Consider the following 24054-nt stretch of genomic DNA (forward strand, 5'->3'; position numbering starts at 1 on the left):
TCGGAAGCCTTAACGACAAGACTAAATTTTACTTCCGACTGCATAATATCTAAAACCGATTTTTTTCATTGCTTCATTATCTAGTATATTTCTAAGATCAATGATTATCGGCAATTTTACTAAATCATAAATTTCTTGCCAATTAAGTTCTTTAAATTCTGACCATTCAGTTGCAATAACTATAATATCTACTGATTTACAGGCTTCAACTGCTGAATCTAAATATAGCAAATTTTTATGTTCCAAATTCTTTTTAGCATTTTCAAGACCGATAGGATCAAATGCTTTAACATATACATCTTTATTTAATAAGATCTTTACAATTTCGATGGCAGGGCTTGCTCTCACATCATCTGTTCCTGCTTTATATGTTAAGCCTAAAATTGTTATATTTTTACCTTTTAAATCTCCGTCTAACAAAGTAGCTATTTTATCTACCATATTACTTGGACGCTGCTTATTACTTTTAATTACTGCCTTAAGAATCCTACAATCTATATGATGATTTTCTACAAGATTATTTAATGCTAGAATATCTTTTGGAAAACACGAACCGCCAAAACCAGGTCCTGCATTTAAAAAATTTTGACCGATTCTTTGGTCAAATCCTACACCTTTAGATAAATCTTTAATATTACCGCCGATTTTTTCACATAAATCAGCCATCTCATTAATAAAAGCAATTTTGGTAGCTAAGAAACTATTTGAAGCATATTTAATAAGTTCGCTCGTCACTAAATCGGTAACCACAAACTTTGCAGCTTGTTCTATTAAAGGTGCATAAATTTTTCGCAATATTGCCTCTGATTCTTTATTATTTACACCGATAACTATACGATCAGGATATAAAAAATCTTCTACCGCACTACCCTCTCTTAAAAACTCAGGATTAGAAGCAACATTAAATGAAAAGCCTCTTGATTTTAAATAAGCTATAATATTACTGCAACTACCCGGCGGAACGGTAGATTTTATGACTATTAAACAATCTTTATTTATATGCTCGGAAACTTTATCAATAGAATCATAAACATATTTTAAATCCGCGTCCCCCAACCATTTTGAAGGTGTACCGACCGTAATAAATATTGCATCGGCATTTTGAAGTTCATTATTATAAATATTTGTAAATTTTAACCTACCAGATTCTAAAACTTGCTTAAGATACTCATCAAGTTTAGCTTCATAAATCGGTAATATTTGCTTATTTAATTTGGATATTTTAACCTCATCATTATCAAGACAAGTAACATTATGACCTAAATAGCCCATAATAATACCTGAGACTAATCCCACATATCCGCTACCGATAAATGTAATATTCATAATTTTTTGTGATTTTTATATTAAATTTTTAAATTATACGTTATATTCCAAGTGCATACCTCAAATAAATGAAGAGTAGTATAGACGAAGCTCAATTTCAAAAAGTGCAAGGAGTCCACAAGACGAGGAACAGAGCGTATACTTAATACGTGAGTACCGGAGTACTTGTAGGATGACGTAACCAATTTTTGAAGTTCTATCCGAGTATATAAAGCTTTTATCATATTTCAATAGATTTACAAACTCAAATGAATTTTATTAAAAAAACCTTTATTAGTATTTTTATAATTCTGATTTCATTATCTTTGGCTATAACTCTAACTGTTTATAATGCAAATAAAGGACACTTAAATGAACCTTTGAAAAAAATAATTGAATTTTATTTAAGTAAAAATGATATAAAGGCTGTACTACATAATTTAGAATTTAAAGAAAACCGATTATCCATAGATAAAATTTCCTTAAGTCTTATAGATAATGCTAGAGGAGAAATTAACGATTTTAATCTTTTCTTTAATTTCAAAAATTTCTTCTCTAATTCGTTAATAGAGGCTAATTTTAATATAGATAAAATTTCCGTAATTTCAAATAACGATGAAGAGATTATAAATACTTCAACGACCGGTGATTATTCGTTAAATATAATTAAACAATATTCCCTAACCGACATACGACTAACTTCAATAAAAAGTGATATCTTAACTGATGCGCAAGGAGCAGACTTACCTCTAGGAAATGCTTTATGCTCATATAAAACCGCCTATTCTAAGGATAATCCAAAGACCGTTAATTGTAAACTCACCTTTGGGGACAAAGCTTTTTTATCACTAAGCGGTATAATAACCGATAAAAATATCGATGCAAGTGCAGCTGCCGCAAATATGCCTTTAATAATTTATCAAACAGTCGAAAAAATTATTCCGGATAATCCTATAATCTCATATTTACGAGAACATATAAAACAAGGTTACATCCAAAATGGAGAATTAAATATTAAATTAGATAAAAAATTTTTAAAAAAAAATATTTTAGTAGAAGATAATTTAAAAGCAAATTTACATATCTCGAATTTCGAATATAAATATCATACAGATTTACCGCCTTTGACTAAAGTTGATACTAATATAATCATTTCAGGACCGGAAATAAAATTTCTAATTAATGAAGCATATAGCGGTAAAAGTGTCGTTTCAGACGGTATTATGACTTTCAAATGGGAAGGACCGGATAAATCACGATTTGTTTTTAATGCTACTGCTAAAGGTGAAATTAATGACTTAATTGCCTTTGTTCCAAATGATGCATATCAAAATATTAAAGCTCAAAATATTGATCTTAAAAAAATCAAAGGAACAGCAAATTCAATAATAGAGCTAATAATTCCTATTAGCCCCAATATCCCTAATAGCTATAATGTTTTGTCGACATTAACAAATATCTCTTTTAACACCTTAGACAATAATATCCTATTACAAAACGGTGAAGCCAAAGGTAGTTTTAAAGATAATAAACTAAATATTAGCGGTAAAGGTAACATTAATAATTATGCAAGCAGCTTTACTTATGATCATGATATATCGGATAAAAATAATGAGTGTTTACTTAAAATAAAAAGCAATATTGCGGCAAATAATCAAAGATTTGGAGTATTTAAATTAATTTCAGGCAGCACCGTTTTAAATTTTGAGTATAAAAAGCAGCATAATAATGAGAGTTTTATTACCGTTAATTCTAATCTTAATAATTTAGAATTTTATATAGATAAAGTATCTATTCATAAAAAATTATATAAAAAAGCCAATTTATATTTATATACTAAATTAAATGATAAAAATTTCGATAGAAATATTGAATTTAACCTTTCAGGGCAGGATAATCTAAAAATTAAAGGTAATGCCTTAATTAAGAAAAATATTTATAATATTAATCTAGCCTCTGTTAAACATAATCATACGGATTTAAAAGGAAAAATAATCATAGATAACCATAATCTTAATACAGCACTTTATGGAAGCGGATTAGATTTATCAAATGCTAATATGATGCAGTTTTTAGAAAAAGCGGGCGATTCTACACGTAATATTAATTTAAAAACTAATATATCAAAAATACTTTTAAAGAATAATATAATTTTAGGTAATCTTGATTTAGCAATTAAATGTGATAAAGTGCGGTGTTTCTCCGGCTTTCTAAATGCTAATATTGATAATAAAAAAGTTAAGATGTCGCTTACCGCTAAGGAAACTTTTGAACAATGGTTAATTGAATCCGATAATGCCGGAGCATTGCTTAAGGGGCTCGGAATGTATACCACTATGCAAAACGGTCAGATTAACATCAACTTAAATGCAAAAAGATATGAAGTAAAAAAAGGTGAAATAGTGCCAATATTAGACGGCAAATTTTCTATAAAACATTTTACGGTAGTCGATACTCCTTTTTTAACACGGCTTGTTTCCTTTGTTTCGTTGCCGGGTTTTCTTAGTTCAATAACTAATAATAAAAATATTTTATTTGAAGATATGAGCGGTAAATTTAATTATAGAGGAAATATAATTACAATTTTTGATACGGAAGCACATGGACCGTTCTTTGATTTTACTATGACAGGTAATATTGATACCAAGCAGCAATTAATTATGGTTAAAGGAAATGTTATTCCTTCCTTTTTCTTAATCAGCACTATTGTAACTAAAATACCGGTAGTCGGTAAAATATTTTCCAAAGTCGCTCCTTACTCCCTAAAAATGAAATATTAAGTAACTATTTAAAGCTATTAGATTTCATGTACAAAATTTTTAATCATTACTTTATGTCATTCCTGCGAGGCATTATTGCGTGTGTACCTAATCGTCATTGCGAGCGACTGAAAGCGTTGTTGCATGGCTCAAAAAACGTGTTCGGTGTCATACCGTGGCTTGACCACGGTATCCAGAAAACCACTAAAAATACTAACAATATTAGTATTTTTAACTGGGTTCTGCTACAAACTTGCGGGATGACAGAGGTGGAAGTAAGCCATGCAACAAAGCCACAACTGCAAGGAACGTGGCAATCCAGAAATAATAATAGAATATTCTGTAAATCAGAATTTTTTACTGGATTGCTTCGTCGAAACTTACAGTTTTTCCTCACAATGACGTTGAAGATCAATTCACGCAAGAATGACATAAATAACCATACATATTTAATCGGTATTTTACTTTTAGGCTTAATTTCTGGTCTTACGTTCAATTTAATTTTTTTTACAGTTCCATATCAATTATCCGAAGCAAAATACACCACTGATATAATAGGTTCGATATCACTAGCTGCCTTTCCGTATTGCTTAAAGGTCATATGGTCACCTTTTATAGATAAATACTCTATACCTTTTTTATGTTCTAAATTCGGTCACAGGCGTGGCTGGGCATTGGTATCACAAATATTTTTAATCCTAGCGATGACGGGGTTCTTAAACATAAGCCCTTGTAATAACTTATATATTACTGCAATTATCTTATTTATTATTTCATTCTGCAGTTCTACACAAGATATTGTACTTGATGCATATAGAATTGAGAGACCTACATCTAAACAAGAGCTTTCAATGGCTTTTACCTTTAGTAGCATAGGGTTTCGTTTAGGTATGTTACTCGGCAGCGTCGGTACTTTATATTCATCAATTATTTTAGGCTGGAATACAGTATATAAATTTGCTCTATTCATTACTCTAATTGGACCTATAGTAATTTTATGTATCAAAGAACCACAATCAAAAGAAATACACCATACAACTACTAATTTAATAGGATTACAACAATATTTTGAAGTTATTAAAAAAAGTATTATCTCCTTAAAAAATGAACAGCAATATTTACTGCTAATTATATTGTTTATCTTTTTATATAAAGCTGCGGATTCTATACCTATGGCTATGAGTTCGCCTTTATTTCTAGATTTAAGTTTTACTACTCATGAAATTGCCGTTATTTACAAAGCTTACGGGTTACTAATCATGCTCGTCGGAGGAGCTTTAGGCGGCATTTTAGCTGCAAAAATGGGTATATTTCATAGTGTCTTAATTGGTGGAGTTATTCAATTATTGTCACCTCTTATGTTTATGATTCTTGCTACTATCGGCTATGATATAAAGACATTTATAATAACTGTTACAGTACAAAATTTTTGTGCAGGCTTTGCAGGAACTATTATCTCTATCTATTTTGCTAGCCTTTGCAATAGTGAATTTGTTGCCACACAATATTCTATTATTGCATCTTTTAGCTCTCTTAGCCGTATTATTCTAGCTAGCCTTGGCGGTATTTGTGCAAAATATCTTACTTGGCCTGTATTCTTTTTAGGTAATACTCTGTTTAGCATGTTATTTATCCCGATATTTTATAAAACATATAGAAAGAAACTAGACTTTGTGAATATTTCTAAAAAGATATGACAATTATTAAAAAAGGTTTATAATATTGATATATATATTTCTGCGAAATGAAGAGTCAGAATTTTTATGAAACTATATAGTTTTCAAGAACATTTATTAGAATTAAAAATAAGACTTCTTAGAATATTTACTGCTTTTATAATTATATTTGCTATTTGCTATTATTTTAGCGACAATATTTATAGTGTTTTATTAAAACCGCTTGCTAAGCTAAGCGGTGATACGGTACGAAATATAATTTATACAGGGCTTACAGAAGCATTTTTTACCTATATTAAACTTGCAGCTTTTACTGCTTTTACTATTATTATACCTATAATTGCTTTGGAGTGTTATTTATTTATTAGTCCCGGGTTACACTGCCATGAAAAAAAAATTATCGCTTTTATTCTTTTTATGTCGCCTATTTTATTTTGGTGCGGTAGTATTTTTGTTTTTTACTTTGTAATGCCGAAAGCTTGGAATTTTTTTCTTAGTTTTGAAAAACGTGATATGATAGTACCGATAGTTTTGGAAGCAAGAATTAGCGAGTATCTAAATTTAGTTATTCATTTAATTATTGCTTTTGGAGTTGCTTTTCAATTACCAGTTGTGATAATGATATTAAATATACTAAAAATAGTTAAGGTACAAACACTTAAGCAAAAAAGACGCATTGCCGTGGTAATTAACTTTATTATTGCAGGAATATTAACGCCTCCTGACATTTTAAGCCAGTTTGCTCTTGCAATGCCGCTACTTTTATTATATGAAACTTCAATAATGATATGTAATTTTATAGAAAAACCGAGGACACTAAATGTTAAGTATCAAATGGATTAGAGAAAATCAAGAATTGTTCGATGAAAAGCTTAGCCAAAGATTTATTGAACCTATGTCTAGTAAAATTGCTATGCTCGACGGAGAGAAAAGAAAAATTACGAGTTTAATTCAAGAATTTCAGCATGCACGTAAGGTAAAATCAAAGATTTTAGGTAATATGGCCTCTAAAAGCGGCGAAGAGTTTGAAGGGTTACAAAGAGATGTCAAACATATAAATGAGAAGTTGGAAGCACTTGAACAGGATCTAAATAATAATAACGAATTAAATGAACTATTAAATATGTTTCCTAATATTCCGGACGAAGAAGTACCTTACGGAATGGATGAAAGTATGAATAAATTAGTTCGTACTTACGGAGAGACAAATCCAAATGCTTTGAATAAACAGCATTTTGAACTAGGTATAAAATTAAATTTAATGGATTTTGAACAAACTGCTAAAATTTCTGGAACTAGATTTGTAACGTTAAAAGGTGATTTAGCCAAGCTAGAACGTGCTTTAATTAATTTTATGATTGATGTTCATACTAAAGAGTTGGATTTCTTTGAGATATCACCTCCGGTATTAGTTCGAGATAATGCTATGTATAATGCAGGACAACTACCTAAATTTGCCGAAGAGTCTTTTGCAACAACAAATGGTTACAGACTAATTCCAACCGCAGAAGTATCTTTAGTAAATATAGTCGCCGATACTATTATACCAAGAGAAAAATTACCGATGCGTTATGTTGCTTACACCCCGTGCTTTAGATCAGAAGCAGGTAGTAGCGGTAGAGATACAAGAGGTATGATTAGATTACATCAGTTCGGTAAAGTTGAGCTAGTGTCTATTACTACCCCTGAAGAATCAAAAAATGAGCATGAATATATAACTAATGCATCAGAGACTATTTTACAAAAACTGAATCTTCCTTATCGTGTTATGTTACTTTGCACCGGAGATATGGGATTTGCGGCAAAAAAAACCTATGACATAGAAGTATGGCTTCCGGGACAAAAGCAATATCGCGAAATTGCTAGCTGTTCTAATTGTGGAGATTTTCAAGCACGTAGAATGAAAGCAAGATATAAAGAATTCGGCAGTAACGAAACTACCTTAGTTCATACTTTAAATGCTTCAGGATTACCTATCGGAAGAACTATGGTTGCAATACTTGAAAATTATCAGAATGAAGATGGATCAATAACTATACCGGATGTCTTGATAAATTACATGGGAGGATTACAAAAAATCACTGCCTATAGTGGATAATTGTTTATTAAATATAAATAATAAGATAAAGTTTCTAGTTGTTGTTAAATTGGCTTTGTTGCATGGCTCTTATGTCATTCCAGCTTTCGCGGGAATGACATCGAGTAGAGGTCTACGGCTGCTCGCAATGACGATTCTAGCATCCACGCAGGCAAAGTTCATTAGTATATACTCCTGTGAAATGAAGAGTTGTTATACGAAGTTCAACTCGGAAAAGAGCAAGGAGTCTGTAAGCCGAGGGGCGGAGCTTATACTTAATACGTGAGCATCCGAGGACTTACAAAGACGACGTAGTCAATTTTTCAAGTTGCACGAGTATACAAAACGATAATTTAAAATAATTTAAATTCAGGTTATTTGTGTTTAGTAATTTACGAAAATTTGACAAAGATATATATAATTATAATGCTCCTAATTTTATACCTATAGCATGTCATTATAATGAAAGTACTTTACTTACCAAAGACGGTAAATTACTGCAAATTATCAAAATACACGGCATTAACTCAGAGAAAATAAGCGGTAACATACAAAATTTACGTGAAATGGTTAGAGTTTCTATAAAAAAGAATATAACCGATTATGATTTTGCTTTTTGGCTACATACAATACGAGAAAAACAAAACTTAGACGATTCAACTCCTTACAAAAAATTATTACCGGCAAATATTCATACCCTATGGCAAAGAAAAAACCATTGGAATGATAAATTCGTTAATACTTTATATATATCTATAGTACATGATTCTGCTAAAGTTAACATCAAAAATTTTAACTCTTTAATAAATTCTTTATCTAATAAATTAATTACTGATTTTGAAAATAACTACTTAGATTCAGCTTTTCAAAAATTAGACAATATCACTAATAATATTTTAAACGATTTAAACGAATTCAGTGCTGAAAAACTTGGTATAATATTTGAAAATGATAATGTTTTTTCTAATCCTTTATTTTTATATAATCGAATAGCTAACCTTAATAATAATGATTGTTTGGTACCTATAATAGATTTATCCGATGCACTAGGTAGAAGTATTTATACAATTAGCGGCGATAAAATGGTAGTTACGGATCATGAGAAAAATAATAAATTCGCTGCTTTACTATCTATAAAAGAATATCACGAAACTCCTTCTAATGCACTGGATAAATTTTTACAGTTACCGATGGAATTAATAATAACTGAAATATTTTACTTTGTTAGCAAAAAACAAGTAATGTCCAAATTGCGTGGTCAAGATTATATTCTAAAAATTACTAACGACTCAACTTTACTTAATCACAAAGGGATTAATAAGCTTGATGCAGCTAATTTAGATTTTCAATTTTGTAATCAGCAAATTTCAATTGCCGTTATAGAAGAAGATGAAAATAAACTAGATGCAGCCGTAGCTAAAGCATCAATCGAACTTTTTAAACTTGGTATTATTCATGTAAAAGAAGATCTTAATATTGAGCAAATATTTTGGTCGCAATTACCTGCTAACTTTGCCTTTATACGTAGAATGTCGCCATTATCCTTAGAGCATATTGCTTCTCTTACCGCTCTTCATAATACTACACTCGGTAATCAATATAATCCTTGGGGTAAGGCTATAACTTTACTGCGAACCGAGAAAGGTACTCCATATTTCATGAATTTTCATGATAAAACGAATAAAGGTAATACTTGCATCTTTGGTACGGAAAAAACCGGCAAAACCGTATTATTGAACTTTTTAATATCAGAATCGACTAAATACGATCCAACAATAATTTATATCTCTAATAATAATGATTCTAAAATTTTTATCGAGGCAATAGAAGGCAAATGGTTAGAACCGGACAAACAAATTATCAATCCATTTTTAGTAGATGATACAGAAAAATCACAAGCATTCATTTTAGAATTTTTAAAATTAATCAGTGGTCATTATATTTCACCTCTTAGCGAAGTAGAGATATCCTTTCTAGAGAAATTAAAAAATAAAATTTTATCAATTGAAAAAGAAAAACGTATTTTTTCCGATATTTTAAAATTAGAAGATTTTAAGGAGGAAGGAGGAATACAAATACTTGATAAACTTAAAGTTTTTACCGAAGAACAATTATATTCCGGATTATTTGACGGATCGTCTCTTAACATTGAAGAAGGGAAAGTTATAGGGTTTAATTTATATAAACTTTCTGATGAGCCATTTTCTAAACAATTTTACCCGACGGAGAGAAAATTTTTAGAACAATTTAATAATAATTTAAAGAAACACCAAAGTATTAGTGCAGCAGTAATTTATGCTTTTACTTATCATTTAAGTCTAGTTGGCACAAAACCTAAAATATTTGCTGCCGATAATTTTGATAAACTTTACAGACCTGAGGTTTATTATGATAATATAAATTTAATCTATAATAATTTATCTCAAAATAACGGTATTTTCGTCAGTAATTTCAATTTTATTTATCTTAAGTCATATCCAAAATATACTATAAAACCTTGGCTTGATTTAATTAATACTAAAATTATTCTACCGTCTGACGTTAAAATAGAAGATTTAGATAAAATTTTAGGTTTAAGCGAGCCGGAAATACGAAAATTATCACAGCTAATACTTTCTGCAAGAATGTTCTTAATTAGTAAGGATAATGAATCGATAGCTTCTGAATTAAGTATTGCCGCTTTAATAGGAGTTGTCCGTATTTTATCAAGCAGACAGGAGGAAATGGATATTTATAAAAAAATACTTGAACAACACCAAGGTCCTCCGGATAATTGGGTTAATTACCTATATAATGAGTTAAATACGTACTAATATTTCACTCTGTCATCCCGTGATTTATTATGGGATCCAAAAAAAATTAAAAAGGACTGGATCCCGCTACAAGCTCGTGGGATGACAATAATTTATTATGAACTATAAAAACAACGAGCATAAAGAATACTCAAAGTGTTAAAAAAATATTTACTATTTTTCTTATTTTCATTTTTCTCATTTAATGTATATGCATCTATTTGGGATGATATAGCCAGTTGTCTTAGCGATCCATGTAATTGCGGTCAAAGTGAGAGAACGGAAATTTGGAATAAGGATGGAGGCATCAATGCAAAGCCAAGAGGGCCTTTTAAACCAGGCACATTATGTCCTCCTTGGAATAAAAGCGACGGTCGCGATAATGATACTTGTTTATTAAAATTTGATTACCCAGGTACATTTATCGGTTTTTTACTCAATAGATGTGCGGAAGAAGCCCCTGATAGTAGTTACTTTACTCCAAAAATTCGTATTAGAATTCAAAGCTGTAATGCCGTAGCTTGTTGGCACCAAAACTCTACTTTAAATTGGGATGGAGAATGTGTATTATGGCCTACAGGTTACGGTCTACCTCTAACTAGAGTCTGTGCTAGAGTTGCCGTACCGGATATGCCTCTACCTCCCGGGATAAATGCCCTACCTTCCCCTGCAGATCCAGGTTATACCGATGGAGTACATCTCAATAAAGTCGGTTATACAGAAACTGATAATAAGATAATCGGTGTAGACGGAAAAATAGTTACTTTAAAACCTCCTAAACTTTGTGCTTATAGCGATCCTGGACTTGTTAACCTTGTTTCAGATTCCGGTGTACATCTTGATCCGATGGACTGGAATCCTAATCGTCAACCTCTTCATCACACTAACGAACTTAGCCCTATTGCAAAAGTATTAAAATTTTTAGTTGAAACGATAAAAGGAGTAAGTTTACCAAGTTTATTAGGACAGCTTCTTGGTATGATAAATCAAGATTCAAAATTTATAAAAGTACTTCAATCAGTACTTAATGCAATAGGAGAGATTTTTAATTTTTTCCCTGCTTTAATAATAAAAATTATTGAAGCACTTGGGTCATTAAACGGTTCTGTAGATAGCTATTCTTTTGGTTGTGTACAATTACCTTTAGGGCCTTTTCCACCGCCATATTGTCCAAATTTAGATTATATTAGCATTAATGCGAGTGCTAATAATGTATGTAGCATAAAAGATGCAAGCGGCAAGTTTGACCAATCTTCTACTAATCCGGCTTGTGTAGTGCCATCTAATATTAATGTTAAAAACAATATTGTTAATAATACCATACGTGTTAGCTTTAGCAATCTTGTTCCGCTTTGCACGAGTTCTCACTCTGACCTCAAAACTTGTGTAGAACCACGTAATATAGATTTTTCTTCAGCAAAAATTACTCATACTAATACGGCTTTTAAAGATTTAATTAAATCGTGTAAGAATACTTCAGGCGACACTCCATGTATTAATACAGAAATTTCTACGCCATGTAGTGTTACGGCTAACGGTTGTAATGAGGGATTTAGAATAGTATATTCGCAGAAAATTGGAAATGTAGAAACACCCAGCGATTACTACATAAGCGATATACCGGACTGTCCAAGTTCTAATTCAACTACCTGTCAAAAAGTGTGGGGAGTTAATATCGGCGAATTTAAGGATGTAAGCGTAAAATTTCCTGAGGTACAAAGGCAAGATACAACTAGCTTAATGCCTATAAAGACAGATGTCACCTTAAAAGACAATAACGGTAAAGATAGAAAGCTTTATGTCTCTATTAGTAATACCGAAGACGATAAGCAAAATCCTAATAATATTTGCTTATTTGAGTCCGGTAATTTAATAGATTGCGTACCGAGAGTAAATCATTCTTACAGCTTAGCTACTTATGAATGTGCAAAGCAATATGCCGGAATTACCTGTACTAATAATAGCAATCCCAACGATGCTTATTATAAACCGCAATTCATTGCGTCAGTACAAGTAAGAGAAGGCGACAAGATCATAGATGAAACAAGCACTCTTGTAACGCCGTTAGCATACGCCGGACCTCCACCTCCCAACCCCACTGACACAGAAAGCATAGTAATGCTTGCCGGTTATAAGTATAGTTCTTCCGTTGCGTTTATACCTAAAGATCCAAAGGAAGATAAATATATTGCTATGCCGTTTTCAGGAGAGAATGCTCTAAATCAGTTGACTATTCACGGTAAATATAAAGACGATAAAGAACCTTATGATAGTAATGGAAATCCTGACTCAAGTGCGGTATATTTAAAATATTTAGAATATATAAACGGTAAATATATCCAAGGTGGAACGCATGCCTGCTTGATGCCGAAAAATTTCCAACATTGTAACCCTATGCTGCGTCCTACTTTACCTGATGGATCACCTATGCCCGGTTACAATAATGACTCGACAAATTGTGTACTTGCTAAGCTCAACAACAACGATACTATAAATTGTAAAGATTTTAAAAATAAATATAACGTTAAATATCCAAATCTTGGCTTATGTAAAAAAGATACAGATCTAACGCGCTGTACTCTAGAAGAAACAGTGTCAGGTCCAGGAAGAGGTATTACAATTTATACTTGCAATATAAATAAGATTCCGAGTAAATGCTATACCAATAACGATAAGGCTAATACTCCAATATGTGTTTTAAGTAGGGATTATACAGATAGAATCGAGCCGAAACCTAACATAGGACCAATATTAGTACCGGTAGATTCTTCAAAATATTATACAGTGACATATACAAAAGGAGATCAAAATACTCCTCCTGAACCGACATATAAAGCTGAGACTGAGGATGTAAGAGATAAAACTTGGCAAGAGCTAAATCTTTGTGCTCCTATATTAGTACCTACTTGTGCTAAAATTCCTAGCACAGAGAAAGCTCCTTCCGGTAACAATCATGGTAATGCAGAATGGCCTGAAAGCGATATAGGAGAACTTGCAAAAGGAAAATGCCCAACAAATTGGATACCTATTGATCCTAATAAACCTTTAGAACGCCATTGTTTATCATATTTTGATAGAAAGGTTGTCGAGTTTGAACCTTTAGGCCAAAATGTCGGCTGTAGAGAATCTAAAGGATTACCTATAAAAGTTAGTTATAACGACTTTCCATCAGACCAATTACCTGAGACCCCTTATAATCCGGTAACTAGAATAGGTGACTATATCTTAAACAAAAAACCGGTACCACAGGGGAGCATTATGGCATTTCCACAGGATGGAGCATTTATAGCTGCAGAAAATAAACCGGACAATACAATATTGCATACTGTAGAATTCAAAGTAACTTTAGATGCAACAATGGACGATATTGAGTATTTTGCAATAAAAGATTTATGGTATGATGATTGCACATTAATATATGTCAACGGCACAAAGTTACTTAGCCTCCCTACTAACGTTGATTCTCTAGATGAGAAAAGGTACTGTAACGATGGAAATGACCAAGGTCAAGCATTACAAGCTAAAAATTTACCGATTGATATAAAGCGTCATTTAAAACAAGGAGAAAATACTATAAGATTCCAGCTAAGAGTTATGTTTGGTGGAGGACTACATTTCCACATGCAATATAAAATGAAGAGATAAATAAATGAGTTGGATTATTTTTTATACGGTAATCGCTGCTTTACTGATTCTCGATTTGGGAATAATACACAAAAAAAATACCATAATGAGCTTTAAAGAAAGCGTACTTTTTAGTCTTTTCTATCTTGTAATAGCTTGTTTATTCGGTATCTATGTTTACTATAATACGGGGGCAGATCATGCTCGTGAATATTATACTTGCTTTCTCATTGAGAAAGCTATGTCACTTGATAATATTTTTGTTATCTCTATTATGTTCCAATTTTTTAAAATTCCCGGGCAATATCAACACCGTGTTTTATTTTTCGGTATAATAGGCGTAATAATATTCAGAGCCGTAATGATTTACGGCGGTATTATTCTTATAAATAAATTTGCCTGGTTATTATATATTTTTGCCGTAATACTTATTGCTACAGGTATAAAAACTTTCTATGTATCACATAAAACTTTTGATGTACAGAATTCTTATATTTACAAGTCAATAATAAAAAATCTAAATATTACCCCTAACCTTGAAGTGGATAAATTTGTTGTTAAACGTAATAACAAACTATATTGTACCCCCCTTTTTATATCTCTAGTACTGATAGAAGCAATAGATTTAGTCTTTGCTATAGATAGTATACCGGCAATATTCGCAATTACTAATGATGTTTATATAATTTATACTTCAAATATTTTTGCTATTTTAGGGCTTAGAGCGTTATTCTTTTGTTTAGCAGGAATTGTAGAACGTTTCAGTTATATAAAATATTCTTTGGCTTTAATTTTAATATTTATCGGCTTTAAAATATTTATTCATCATTATATAGTGATTCCGGCATATGTTGTGTTCACTGTAACTATTACTTTATTACTATTTGGTATAATTGCTTCCATAATTAGGGAAAATATGATTGACCATTAATAAAGGGGGTATATAATATTTTTTTATTTTTTAAGCAATTATAATGACTAAATTACTAAAATTATTTTTTATTACTATCATCATTTTTAATAACATTGCTTTCGCAAAAGAAACAGGGTTCCATATAGGAGCAGAAGGCGGAATAGTTGAACCGGTCGTTAGTAAATTCCGACATAAACACTCAAATACCGAAATAATTTTTAAAAAATCTTTGTAATACTTGGAGGTGGAATAGCACAAGTAAAAGTTAAGCCTACCTCTTCTAGGTGAAGTGTTATAAATAGCGATTATTTTAAAGTAAGAAAAACTCATAAAAATTGTGTTGCTTGACAAGTAGGTCTTGGAATTTCACAAGATGTAACTTCAAATTTAAGTATTGATGCAACTGCAAAATTACAAACGGCATATAGAGCAAGAATTAATTATGATACGCTTGATATGAAAACGGGGCAATTCATGCCAGCAAATCCTATCAAAAAAACTACAGCCGTTGGAGAATTTGGCGTAGGATTTACTTGTAGATTGCCATTTTAATAATTTTGTGAAATATTTATATGAAAGCTACAATGTCATCCCGCGGTCAAGCCGCGGGATGACACGAATAATTCAACTATGTAAGGAAAAAATATGTCTCCAAAAGCTACTAACTCTTCTTCTACCCCTAACGGTCATGATAAGATGGCAAAAAAAACACATTCCGTACAGTCCGTTGTTAACGGTGCGGTTTCAGGTCATAACACTTATGATGAAGTACCGTATGAAAGCTACCCATATGCTCTTACACATCCTTATCACTTAAGTACACTGGCAACTCTTTTCGGTGTCAATGCTCCTGAAGTCGAGAATGCAAAAATATTAGAGCTTGGTTGTGCAGCAGGCGGTAATTTAATACCACATGCAGTTCTTTATCCAAAAGCTCATTTTGTTGGTGTTGATTTGTCTAAGGTACAAATTGACGAAGCAAATAAAAATGTTAAAGCACTAGGATTAAAAAATATAGAGTTCCATCATTGTTCGATAACCGATATTGACGATTCTTTCGGTAAGTTTGATTATATAATTTGCCATGGCGTAATTTCTTGGGTACCAAAAACCGTTAGAGATAAAATTTTTGAAGTTTGTAATAAAAATCTTAGTCCAAACGGAATAGCATATATTAGCTATAATACCCTCCCTGGCTGGAATATGGTCCGTACTATTAGAGATATGATGATGTATCATTCTAGCTCATTTGCAAATGTACGGGATAGAATAGCTCAATCTAGATTGTTACTAGAATTTGTTAAGGATAGTTTAGAAAACTCTAAAACTCCTTATGCAGAAGCATTAAAAACCGAAGCAGGGCTACTTGCTAAACAAACCGATCATTATTTACGTCATGATCATCTAGAAGAAGAAAATGCTCAATTCTACTTCCATGAATTTATGAATGAAGCAAGAAAGCACAATTTACAATATTTAGCCGATTGTAATCTTTCGACTATGTATCTCGGTAATATGCCGCCGAAAGTAGTAGAGCAGTTAAAAGCGGTAAACGATATAGTTAGAACCGAACAATATATGGATTTCATTACGAATCGTCGTTTTAGAACCACTTTACTATGTCATAGTGATGTGAAAATTAATAGAAATATTAACAATGATGATATAACGAAATTTAATATAATCTTTAATATAGTACCTGAAAAACCACTCAAAGAAGTAGATCTTAATAATGCTTCTGAAAATTTAAAATTCTTCTTAAACGGCAATAAAGACTCTAACTTAACAACTAGTTCGCCTTATATGAAAGCTATTTTATACACTTTCAGCGAAAATCTAAATAATCCGTTAAGCTTTGAGAAAATAACCACTGAAGCTAATAAAAAGCTACATAATACTAAATTAAACGAAATCAAAGCTGAGCTTTTAAATAATGCAATGAAGCTAGTACTACAAGGTTATATTAGTATTACAAATCAGAAGCATCGAAATAACCCTGAGCTTGATAAGCCTAAAACAACAAAAATGGTGATACATCAAGCAACCCATACACCTTCTATGTGGGTTACAAATTTAAAACATGAACTGATCTGCGTTAATTTCTTTGAGAAGTTTGCACTTAGATATATGGATGGTAAACATGATAAAAAAGCAATCATTGAGGCTGTACTTGGTCATGTAGAAAAAGGCGAGCTAACTTTAAGTAAAGAAGGTCAAAAAGTAGAAAACAAGGAAGAAATACGCAAAGAACTAGAAAGCTTATTTATTCCGATGATCCAGAAATTTTCTTCTAATGCTTTGTTGGTGTAGCCAATTTGCACCCTGTCATACCGTGGTATTACCACGGTATCCATGATACTAAACAAAAATTATTTATTGATTTTCCTACGCCAATGGCGTATAATTATTATGAGTAAAAAACTGATTTCAGTTGTTGAGCTTCCAGAGTTTCAAAAATTCGCTAAGAATAATCCAAATGAAAAAGAATGCTTTGAAATAATACATTAATTGCTGCTAATCCTGACCAAGGTGATATAATAAAAGGTACTGGAGGTATAAGAAAGTTACGATTTGCTTTAAGTAGTAAAGGTAAAAGTGGCAGTATAAGAATAATTTATTTTTACTACAATGAAAATATGCCGGTATTTTTAATAACCGGTTTTATAAAAAGTAAGATGGAAAATATTAATCATAATAGTTGTAATGAATCAAAAAAACTAACTGAAGAATTGGTAAAATTATATGTCGGAAGAGGTAAAAATGAATAATAAAAATACTAATCAAACCGACAAAAGTATATTAATTGGAATGCAAGAGGCTGTTTTATACACTAAAGGAAAATTAAAAGCAAATAAACATGATATAAAATTATCTAATATAGACGTGCATGAAGCAAGAGATAAGTTAAAATTAACACAACAACAATTTGCTACAACATTTGGAGTGAGTGTTGCAACTTTAAGAAACTGGGAACAAGGCAGAAGATTACCTACCGGAGCTGCAAAATTACTTCTTAAGATTATTGAGAAAGAACCTAATGTTGTAAAACGAGTTTTACGAGGATAAAATAGAGATAAGACACAACCTATATAAACACCATGCCTATATTTTTTTATTTATTTGCAACATTAATAACTATCAGTAGCTTATGCGTTGTCTTAAGCAAAAGTTCCGTATATTCGGTATTATGGTTAATTTTTGCATTTATCAACGGTGCAGGGCTTATGATTTTGCTTGGAGCAGAATTTTTAGCTATGATGCTGATAGTGATTTATGTTGGAGCTGTAGCAGTATTATTCTTATTTGTGATAATGATGCTAGATATGCATTTTAATAAGACAATAACGCAGCTAAAAGAAAATCTAGCTTTAAGTATTTTTATAGCTTTGATTATGTTTGCCGATTTAGTAATAATTATTTTATTTGGTACTAAAAATATTAATTTCAACTCCAATATATCGTTTGCCATAACAAATAATATCTCAAATACTAAAGCAATAGGAGGCGTGCTCTACACAGACTTTATGCTACCGTTTCAAATGGCGGGCCTTATATTATTTGTCGCTATGATTGCATGTATTACGTTAACACTAAAGAAGCGTGAGGGAGTAAAACGTCAAGATATATCAAAACAACTACGTCACAATAAAGAAAATACCGTATTAATGACAAAGCCTATTCTAAATAAAGGTGTTGAGAATATTAAATATGAATGAATATATTTCGCTTAATCATTATTTAATCTTAAGCAGCTTAGTGTTTACTATCGGAATGTTTGGATTATTTATGCATCGCAAAAATATTATCAATATATTAATGTCTATTGAGTTAATGCTGCTTGCAGTTAACATAAATTTTGTTGCATTTTCCGTATATATGCAAGAATTATCGGGACAAATTTTTAGTATTATAATCTTAACCGTAGCAGCTGCTGAAACCTCAATCGGGCTTGCAATATTACTAATATATTTCCGTAATAAAGGCTCAATTGAAATTACCGACATTAATCAGATGTGGGGATAATGATGTATCAAAATATTTCCATAATGATCATCATGTTACCACTTGCATCTAGCATAATAAACGGGTTATTCGTAAGGGTAATAGACAAAAAATTAGCGCAAGTAATTGCAACCGGCTTTTTATCTTTATCTGCCTTATTCTCATTAATAATATTTTGCGATGCGGGCTTAGACGGAAATATAATCCATATTAAATTATTACCATGGGTTGAGGTTGGAAATTTTAAAGTAAATTGGTCGATTTATATCGATCAGCTAACTAGCATAATGTTTATAGCTGTAACATGGGTGTCAAGCGTCGTGCATATCTACTCGCTTGGCTATATGGCCGAAGATAAGGGGATTATACGCTTCTTGTCTTTTCTTTCTTTATTCACTTTTTTTATGTTAATGCTAGTATCTAGCGATAATTTCTTGCAGTTATTTTTCGGTTGGGAGGGCGTCGGCGTTTGCTCATATTTACTAATAGGTTTTTGGTATTCAAAAGAATCAGCCAATAAAGCAGCGATTAAAGCTTTTATAATAAATAGAACCAGCGATTTTGCTTTTATCTTAGGCGTAATGACGATTATTGTTTATTGTGGCTCGGCAAATTACAAAGATGTATTGTCATCTGCAGAATTATTATCTAATACAAAAATATTTTTACATTTTTCTATTCTAGACATTATTTGTTTATTATTATTCATCGGTTGTATGGGTAAATCTGCACAGATCGGTTTACATGTATGGCTTCCTGATGCGATGGAAGGACCGACTCCGGTATCTGCACTTATTCATGCAGCAACCATGGTAACGGCAGGAGTATTCTTAGTAGCACGCTGCTCGTATTTATTTGAATATAGCCCTTTAATTCTACAATTTATTACGATTATCGGCGGTGTTACTTGTCTTTTTGCTGCAAGCATTGCTATTATGCACAGCGATATCAAGAAGATTATTGCTTACTCAACTTGCAGTCAGCTTGGTTATATGTTCATGGCGTGCGGAGTATCTGCCTATAATAGCGGAATATTTCACTTAGTAACTCATGCCTTTTTTAAGGCCTTATTATTCTTATCAGCCGGCAGCGTAATACATACCGTTCACGAGCAGGATATTTTTAAAATGGGTGATTTAAGAAATAAAATGCCGGTAACTTATGGCAACTTTTTAATCGGCTCACTTGCACTAATAGGGATTTATCCTTTGGCAGGATTTTACTCTAAAGACTCGATTTTAGAAGCGGCTTATAGTAGCGGCTCGTTTATGTTTATTTTTGGAATAGCAGCAACAATACTTACCGCTATTTATTCAATGAAGATTATTGTGTTGGTATTTCATGGCAAAACTAAGCTAGAAAAAGATGTTTTTGAGCATGCTCACGAACCGGCTAAAGTAATGAATAATCCACTTATATTACTTGTCGCTGGGAGCTTTTTTAGTGGTATGATCGGCTATTATTTACTTGCTATGGACAAACCAAACGGTTATTTCCATGCAAGCCTATTTAATTTACATATTTATAAATTACTAATTAGCCACCCGCCTTTATATATTAAGCTACTACCTATGGCAGTCGGTATAGTGGGGATTGTTACTGGGATTTATTTATATAAGTCAAGTACTGTTATGTCATTCCCGCAAAAGCGGAAATCCAGTAAAAATATTAAAAACGCCTGGATCCTGCGGTCAAGCCACGGGATGACACCCCTTGTATTAATTTCCAACATATTACGCAATAAATATTACTTCGATGAAATATATAATTGCTTAATTGTGAAACCTATTAACTGTTTAGCTTCTTTATTTTATCTTGGCGATCAGCAAATAATCGATCGTTTTGGACCAAACGGTTTTTCACGAGTCGTTAATTGCTTTAGCGTTCTTACCGGCAAAATACAAACAGGATATGTTTTTAATTATGCTTTGTATATAGTATCATTTATTGTTGTAACAATTAGTTATTTTGTTTGGAAAAACATAATGTACTGATGTTATTTGCGTTAAAAACTAAAACCATCATTGCGAGCGAACGTAGAGAGCGTGGCAATCTCATGAAATAATAACAAATTCCTGAGATTGCTTCGTCAATTACTTCGTAATTTGCCTCGCCATAACGGAAAAAAACTCATAAAATCTTAAAGAATGTTAGAACTACCTATTATATCTATCAGTATTTTTCTGCCGCTAATAAGCGTGCTATATATTTTGCTGTTTATTAGTCAAAGTAAAAAAGCAGATAAACCGATATATGTAATGTATGTTGCAGTGCTTAGTTCTGTTTTAACATTCATCTCAACTATCTATATTTTAATAGAGTTTGACTCCTCAAACCCCGCTTATCAATTTGTTGAACGCTACGCTTGGATTGATAAGATCGGGCTTGAATTCCATGTAGGCATTGACGGTATATCAATATTTTTTGTGGTTCTAACTTCTTTTCTTACTCTTATTTGTATAATTGGAAGCTTATTTACCGTTAAAAAATATATTAAAGAATATTTGGTATGTTTTTTATTAATGGAATCTTTTTGTATAGGGGCATTTGCCTCGGTAAATTTACTATTGTTTTATCTGTTTTTTGAAGCAATATTAGTGCCGATGTATATTATTATCGGCGTATGGGGTGGCGAGAATAGAATATATGCGGCTCTTAAATTCTTCTTATATACGTTCTTTGGTTCTGTATTTTTCCTACTTTCATTAATTTATATTTATAGCAAAATGCATAGCTTTGATTTAACCTATATCTTTCAGCTTACCGATAATATTCCATTATTTGCTCAGCAAATTTTATGGTGGGCTATCTTTATTGCTTTTGCCGTTAAAATCCCTATGATTCCTTTTCATACTTGGCTACCCGATGCACACGTACAAGCTCCAACCAGTGGTTCGGTTATTCTTGCCGGTATTTTGCTAAAACTCGGCGGTTACGGTTTTTTAAGAGTATTACTACCTCTATGTCCGAGTGTATCACAAGAATTTGCAATTTACGTAATTTACCTTAGCGTTATTGCTATAATATATGCATCACTCGTTGCTCTTGCTCAAAAAGATATGAAGAAGATGATAGCATATTCATCTATTGCACATATGGGATATGTTACGATAGGTATTTTTAGCTTTACTGAAGCCGGAGTTAGCGGAGCAATATTTCAGATGCTTAGCCACGGCGTGATTTCTTCATGTCTATTCTTAATAGTCGGTACTTTGTACGAAAGATTGCATACAAAAGAAATAGCTAAATATGGTGGTGTAGCAAGTAAAATGCCGGTGCTTGCCGCATTTTTTATGATTGCAATGCTCGGCTCTGTCGGGTTACCCGGAACTAGTGGATTTATTGGAGAATTTTTAAGCCTGCTTGGGATTTATAAGGTGAATGTAGTAGCAACCTTTATAGCAGCTCTCGGCATAATCTTCGGGGCGATTTACATGCTGAAATTATACAAAGAAGTAATGCTCGGTGAAATTACCAATAAAGAAATTATGCATTTCAGAGATTTATATAAATACGAAATAATCTCAATAGCTCCTTTAATATTATTAATTATTTACTTTGGTCTAATGCCGAGTTCTATTTTAAATGTATTTAGCTTATCGGTGGAAAGTTTGCTGGTAAAATTTTAATTGCTTACAAAAAATATAAATGCTACTCTAATTATAGAACTTAAAAGTGAGATTTATATGAAAAATAGCAAAAGAAGCTAAAAAATAAACCATGAATTAGACAACACAACTAAAAAACTAGGTTAAGAAGCTAATAAGGTAACAGGCATAGATATAAGTCATGTGGTAAATCCTGATGCATCAAATCATAAAGAAGCTTTAAGAGATGCTCGTGAGAAACTTGGAATTGGTCATAATAATCAACAAGATAATACAGAATTAACTGGGACCACACCAGAAGAGCATCATGAAAATTAAATTTATTAAAAAGCAACAGATGTCATACCGTGGCTTGAACACGATATCTAGTAAAATTATTAGTATTTTGAATTGCTTTTATGGATACCGTGGTCCAGCCACGGTATGACAAGGACATGTTATCACTTCATCAATTACAATTTAAAAACTTATTTGATCTAAATATTACTTTTCTTCCTTCTTCTATCACATATATAAAAGGAGCTAACGGTTGTGGGAAAAGCTCGTTGCTACGAATGATAGCAGGAATTATGCAACCGAGTAGCGGTAATATCTACTATAGAAACTGTAATATTAACAATATCGCTAAACTTTACTGCACTTATATCGGTCATAATTTAGGTCTAAAATCAGAAATGACTGTTTTTGAGAATCTAAAATTTTGGTCGGAAATTTATAATTCCACTGAAACCCTATATGCTGCTATTCATTACTTCAAATTACACGACTTATTAGATGAAAAATGCTATAGTTTGTCTAGCGGAATGCAAAAAATCGTAACCATAGCAAGGCTTATTGCTTGCCAATCTGATTTATGGCTACTTGATGAAGTTGAAACTAACTTAAGCAAAGAAAATAGGGATTTACTAAATAATCTAATTGTCATGAAAACAAATAGCGGCGGTATTGTTCTTCTATCCTCTCATCTAGAAAGCTCTATAAAATCTGCACAGATATTACAGCTTGATTAATTATTATTGTTTTGCGTATTTTTATAAACCTCCCAATGTACAATAAAAAATATAAGGCTAACTATAATCCAAATTGAACAATTAATTATTGTACTTACAGCATGTGTTTTAGTAACTTCTATATATTCATTCTTATAACTAATTCTCTTGTCTTCTAACTCTTTTGGAGGCAACCCTTTTAATTGTTCATATAAATCCTTAGCATATGATTTTAGCTTTAATGCTCATTAGTACTATATTTTATGAGTTCCTCTTATTCCGGTAGGAATAATGTAATGAATGCATTAA

18 protein-coding genes and 1 pseudogene are annotated in these 24054 nt (G+C 31.8%); 18 read left to right on the forward strand and 1 reads right to left on the reverse strand.

Annotation, left to right across the window (positions count from 1 at the left end):
* Window positions 1-21 precede the first annotated feature (21 nt).
* Window positions 22-1326 carry a UDP-glucose dehydrogenase family protein gene (locus MCI_RS03145; RefSeq protein ID WP_014409621.1) on the reverse strand — a complete coding sequence of 435 codons (1305 nt, stop codon included), beginning with the start codon at window positions 1324-1326 and terminating at the stop codon, window positions 22-24.
* A 248-nt stretch (window positions 1327-1574) separates the two neighbouring features.
* Here MCI_RS03145 and MCI_RS03150 point away from each other — a divergent pair, with 248 nt between their 5' ends.
* The 18 genes and pseudogenes from MCI_RS03150 (at window position 1575) to ccmA (ending at window position 23766) form a co-directional block, all read left to right on the forward strand.
* Window positions 1575-4085, forward strand: a complete 2511-nt coding sequence (locus MCI_RS03150; protein WP_014409622.1) for an AsmA-like C-terminal region-containing protein — start codon at window positions 1575-1577, stop codon at window positions 4083-4085.
* Between the two features lie 26 nt (window positions 4086-4111).
* Window positions 4112-5761, forward strand: a complete 1650-nt coding sequence (locus tag MCI_RS03155) for an MFS transporter (RefSeq protein ID WP_198002878.1) — start codon at window positions 4112-4114, stop codon at window positions 5759-5761.
* A gap of 66 nt (window positions 5762-5827) precedes the next feature.
* The gene (gene tatC, locus MCI_RS03160; protein WP_014409624.1) at window positions 5828-6583 is read left to right on the forward strand and encodes a twin-arginine translocase subunit TatC; all 756 of its coding nucleotides are present in this window, start codon (window positions 5828-5830) and stop codon (window positions 6581-6583) included.
* A complete protein-coding gene (serS, locus tag MCI_RS03165) occupies window positions 6561-7838 on the forward strand; it encodes a serine--tRNA ligase (RefSeq protein ID WP_014409625.1) in 1278 nt (425 codons plus the stop codon). The genes tatC and serS overlap by 23 nt, the downstream gene beginning before the upstream one ends.
* A 49-nt stretch (window positions 7839-7887) precedes the next feature.
* Window positions 7888-8103, forward strand: a complete 216-nt coding sequence (locus tag MCI_RS10490) for a palindromic element RPE5 domain-containing protein (protein WP_014409626.1) — start codon at window positions 7888-7890, stop codon at window positions 8101-8103.
* A 94-nt stretch (window positions 8104-8197) separates the two neighbouring features.
* A complete protein-coding gene (locus tag MCI_RS03170) occupies window positions 8198-10630 on the forward strand; it encodes a VirB4 family type IV secretion/conjugal transfer ATPase (RefSeq protein WP_014409627.1) in 2433 nt (810 codons plus the stop codon).
* 135 nt (window positions 10631-10765) lie between these two features.
* Entirely contained in the window at window positions 10766-14254 is a 3489-nt protein-coding gene (locus MCI_RS03175; protein ID WP_014409628.1) for a hypothetical protein, read from the forward strand.
* Window positions 14255-14258: 4 nt separating this feature from the next.
* Window positions 14259-15164, forward strand: coding sequence for a TerC/Alx family metal homeostasis membrane protein (locus tag MCI_RS03180; RefSeq protein ID WP_014409629.1), 906 nt, complete (start codon window positions 14259-14261; stop codon window positions 15162-15164).
* 43 nt (window positions 15165-15207) lie between these two features.
* Window positions 15208-15698 (forward strand): annotated as a pseudogene (locus tag MCI_RS07605) (hypothetical protein).
* A gap of 93 nt (window positions 15699-15791) precedes the next feature.
* On the forward strand, window positions 15792-17456 hold the full coding sequence (locus MCI_RS03185) for a class I SAM-dependent methyltransferase (RefSeq protein WP_014409631.1): 1665 nt from the start codon (window positions 15792-15794) through the stop codon (window positions 17454-17456).
* Between the two features lie 299 nt (window positions 17457-17755).
* Window positions 17756-17914 (forward strand): hypothetical protein, encoded by a 159-nt coding sequence (locus MCI_RS09715; protein ID WP_232202754.1) that lies wholly within the window; start codon window positions 17756-17758, stop codon window positions 17912-17914.
* Complete coding sequence (locus MCI_RS03195; RefSeq protein WP_041404196.1) at window positions 17907-18212, forward strand: helix-turn-helix domain-containing protein; 306 nt, start codon at window positions 17907-17909, stop codon at window positions 18210-18212. Before MCI_RS09715 ends, MCI_RS03195 begins: the two co-directional genes overlap by 8 nt.
* 32 nt (window positions 18213-18244) lie before the next feature.
* Window positions 18245-18862, forward strand: a complete 618-nt coding sequence (locus MCI_RS03200; protein WP_014409632.1) for an NADH-quinone oxidoreductase subunit J — start codon at window positions 18245-18247, stop codon at window positions 18860-18862.
* On the forward strand, window positions 18855-19169 hold the full coding sequence (nuoK, locus tag MCI_RS03205; RefSeq protein ID WP_012151334.1) for an NADH-quinone oxidoreductase subunit NuoK: 315 nt from the start codon (window positions 18855-18857) through the stop codon (window positions 19167-19169). Before MCI_RS03200 ends, nuoK begins: the two co-directional genes overlap by 8 nt.
* Window positions 19170-19201: 32 nt before the next feature.
* On the forward strand, window positions 19202-21142 hold the full coding sequence (gene nuoL, locus MCI_RS03210) for an NADH-quinone oxidoreductase subunit L (protein WP_232202725.1): 1941 nt from the start codon (window positions 19202-19204) through the stop codon (window positions 21140-21142).
* Between the two features lie 153 nt (window positions 21143-21295).
* The gene (locus MCI_RS03215) at window positions 21296-22777 is read left to right on the forward strand and encodes an NADH-quinone oxidoreductase subunit M (RefSeq protein WP_014409634.1); all 1482 of its coding nucleotides are present in this window, start codon (window positions 21296-21298) and stop codon (window positions 22775-22777) included.
* A gap of 162 nt (window positions 22778-22939) precedes the next feature.
* The gene (locus tag MCI_RS10275; RefSeq protein ID WP_014409635.1) at window positions 22940-23074 is read left to right on the forward strand and encodes a hypothetical protein; all 135 of its coding nucleotides are present in this window, start codon (window positions 22940-22942) and stop codon (window positions 23072-23074) included.
* 116 nt (window positions 23075-23190) lie between these two features.
* On the forward strand, window positions 23191-23766 hold the full coding sequence (ccmA, locus tag MCI_RS03220) for a heme ABC exporter ATP-binding protein CcmA (protein ID WP_014409636.1): 576 nt from the start codon (window positions 23191-23193) through the stop codon (window positions 23764-23766).
* The last annotated feature ends 288 nt before the right edge of the window (window positions 23767-24054 follow it).

It is taken from the genome of Rickettsia montanensis str. OSU 85-930 (assembly GCF_000284175.1).
GTDB lineage: Bacteria > Pseudomonadota > Alphaproteobacteria > Rickettsiales > Rickettsiaceae > Rickettsia > Rickettsia rickettsii.

Coding starts and splice junctions, on each gene's coding strand:
- ccmA (WP_014409636.1), top strand. CDS start 23,191: ATGTTATCACTTCATCAATTACAATTTAAAAACTTATTTGATCTAAAT.
- MCI_RS03145 (WP_014409621.1), bottom strand. CDS start 1,326: ATGAATATTACATTTATCGGTAGCGGATATGTGGGATTAGTCTCAGGT.
- nuoK (WP_012151334.1), top strand. CDS start 18,855: ATGAATGAATATATTTCGCTTAATCATTATTTAATCTTAAGCAGCTTA.
- tatC (WP_014409624.1), top strand. CDS start 5,828: ATGAAACTATATAGTTTTCAAGAACATTTATTAGAATTAAAAATAAGA.
- MCI_RS03215 (WP_014409634.1), top strand. CDS start 21,296: ATGTTAGAACTACCTATTATATCTATCAGTATTTTTCTGCCGCTAATA.
- serS (WP_014409625.1), top strand. CDS start 6,561: ATGTTAAGTATCAAATGGATTAGAGAAAATCAAGAATTGTTCGATGAA.
- MCI_RS03150 (WP_014409622.1), top strand. CDS start 1,575: ATGAATTTTATTAAAAAAACCTTTATTAGTATTTTTATAATTCTGATT.
- MCI_RS03180 (WP_014409629.1), top strand. CDS start 14,259: ATGAGTTGGATTATTTTTTATACGGTAATCGCTGCTTTACTGATTCTC.
- MCI_RS03155 (WP_198002878.1), top strand. CDS start 4,112: ATGTACAAAATTTTTAATCATTACTTTATGTCATTCCTGCGAGGCATT.
- MCI_RS03185 (WP_014409631.1), top strand. CDS start 15,792: ATGTCTCCAAAAGCTACTAACTCTTCTTCTACCCCTAACGGTCATGAT.
- MCI_RS03200 (WP_014409632.1), top strand. CDS start 18,245: ATGCCTATATTTTTTTATTTATTTGCAACATTAATAACTATCAGTAGC.
- nuoL (WP_232202725.1), top strand. CDS start 19,202: ATGTTACCACTTGCATCTAGCATAATAAACGGGTTATTCGTAAGGGTA.
- MCI_RS03195 (WP_041404196.1), top strand. CDS start 17,907: ATGAATAATAAAAATACTAATCAAACCGACAAAAGTATATTAATTGGA.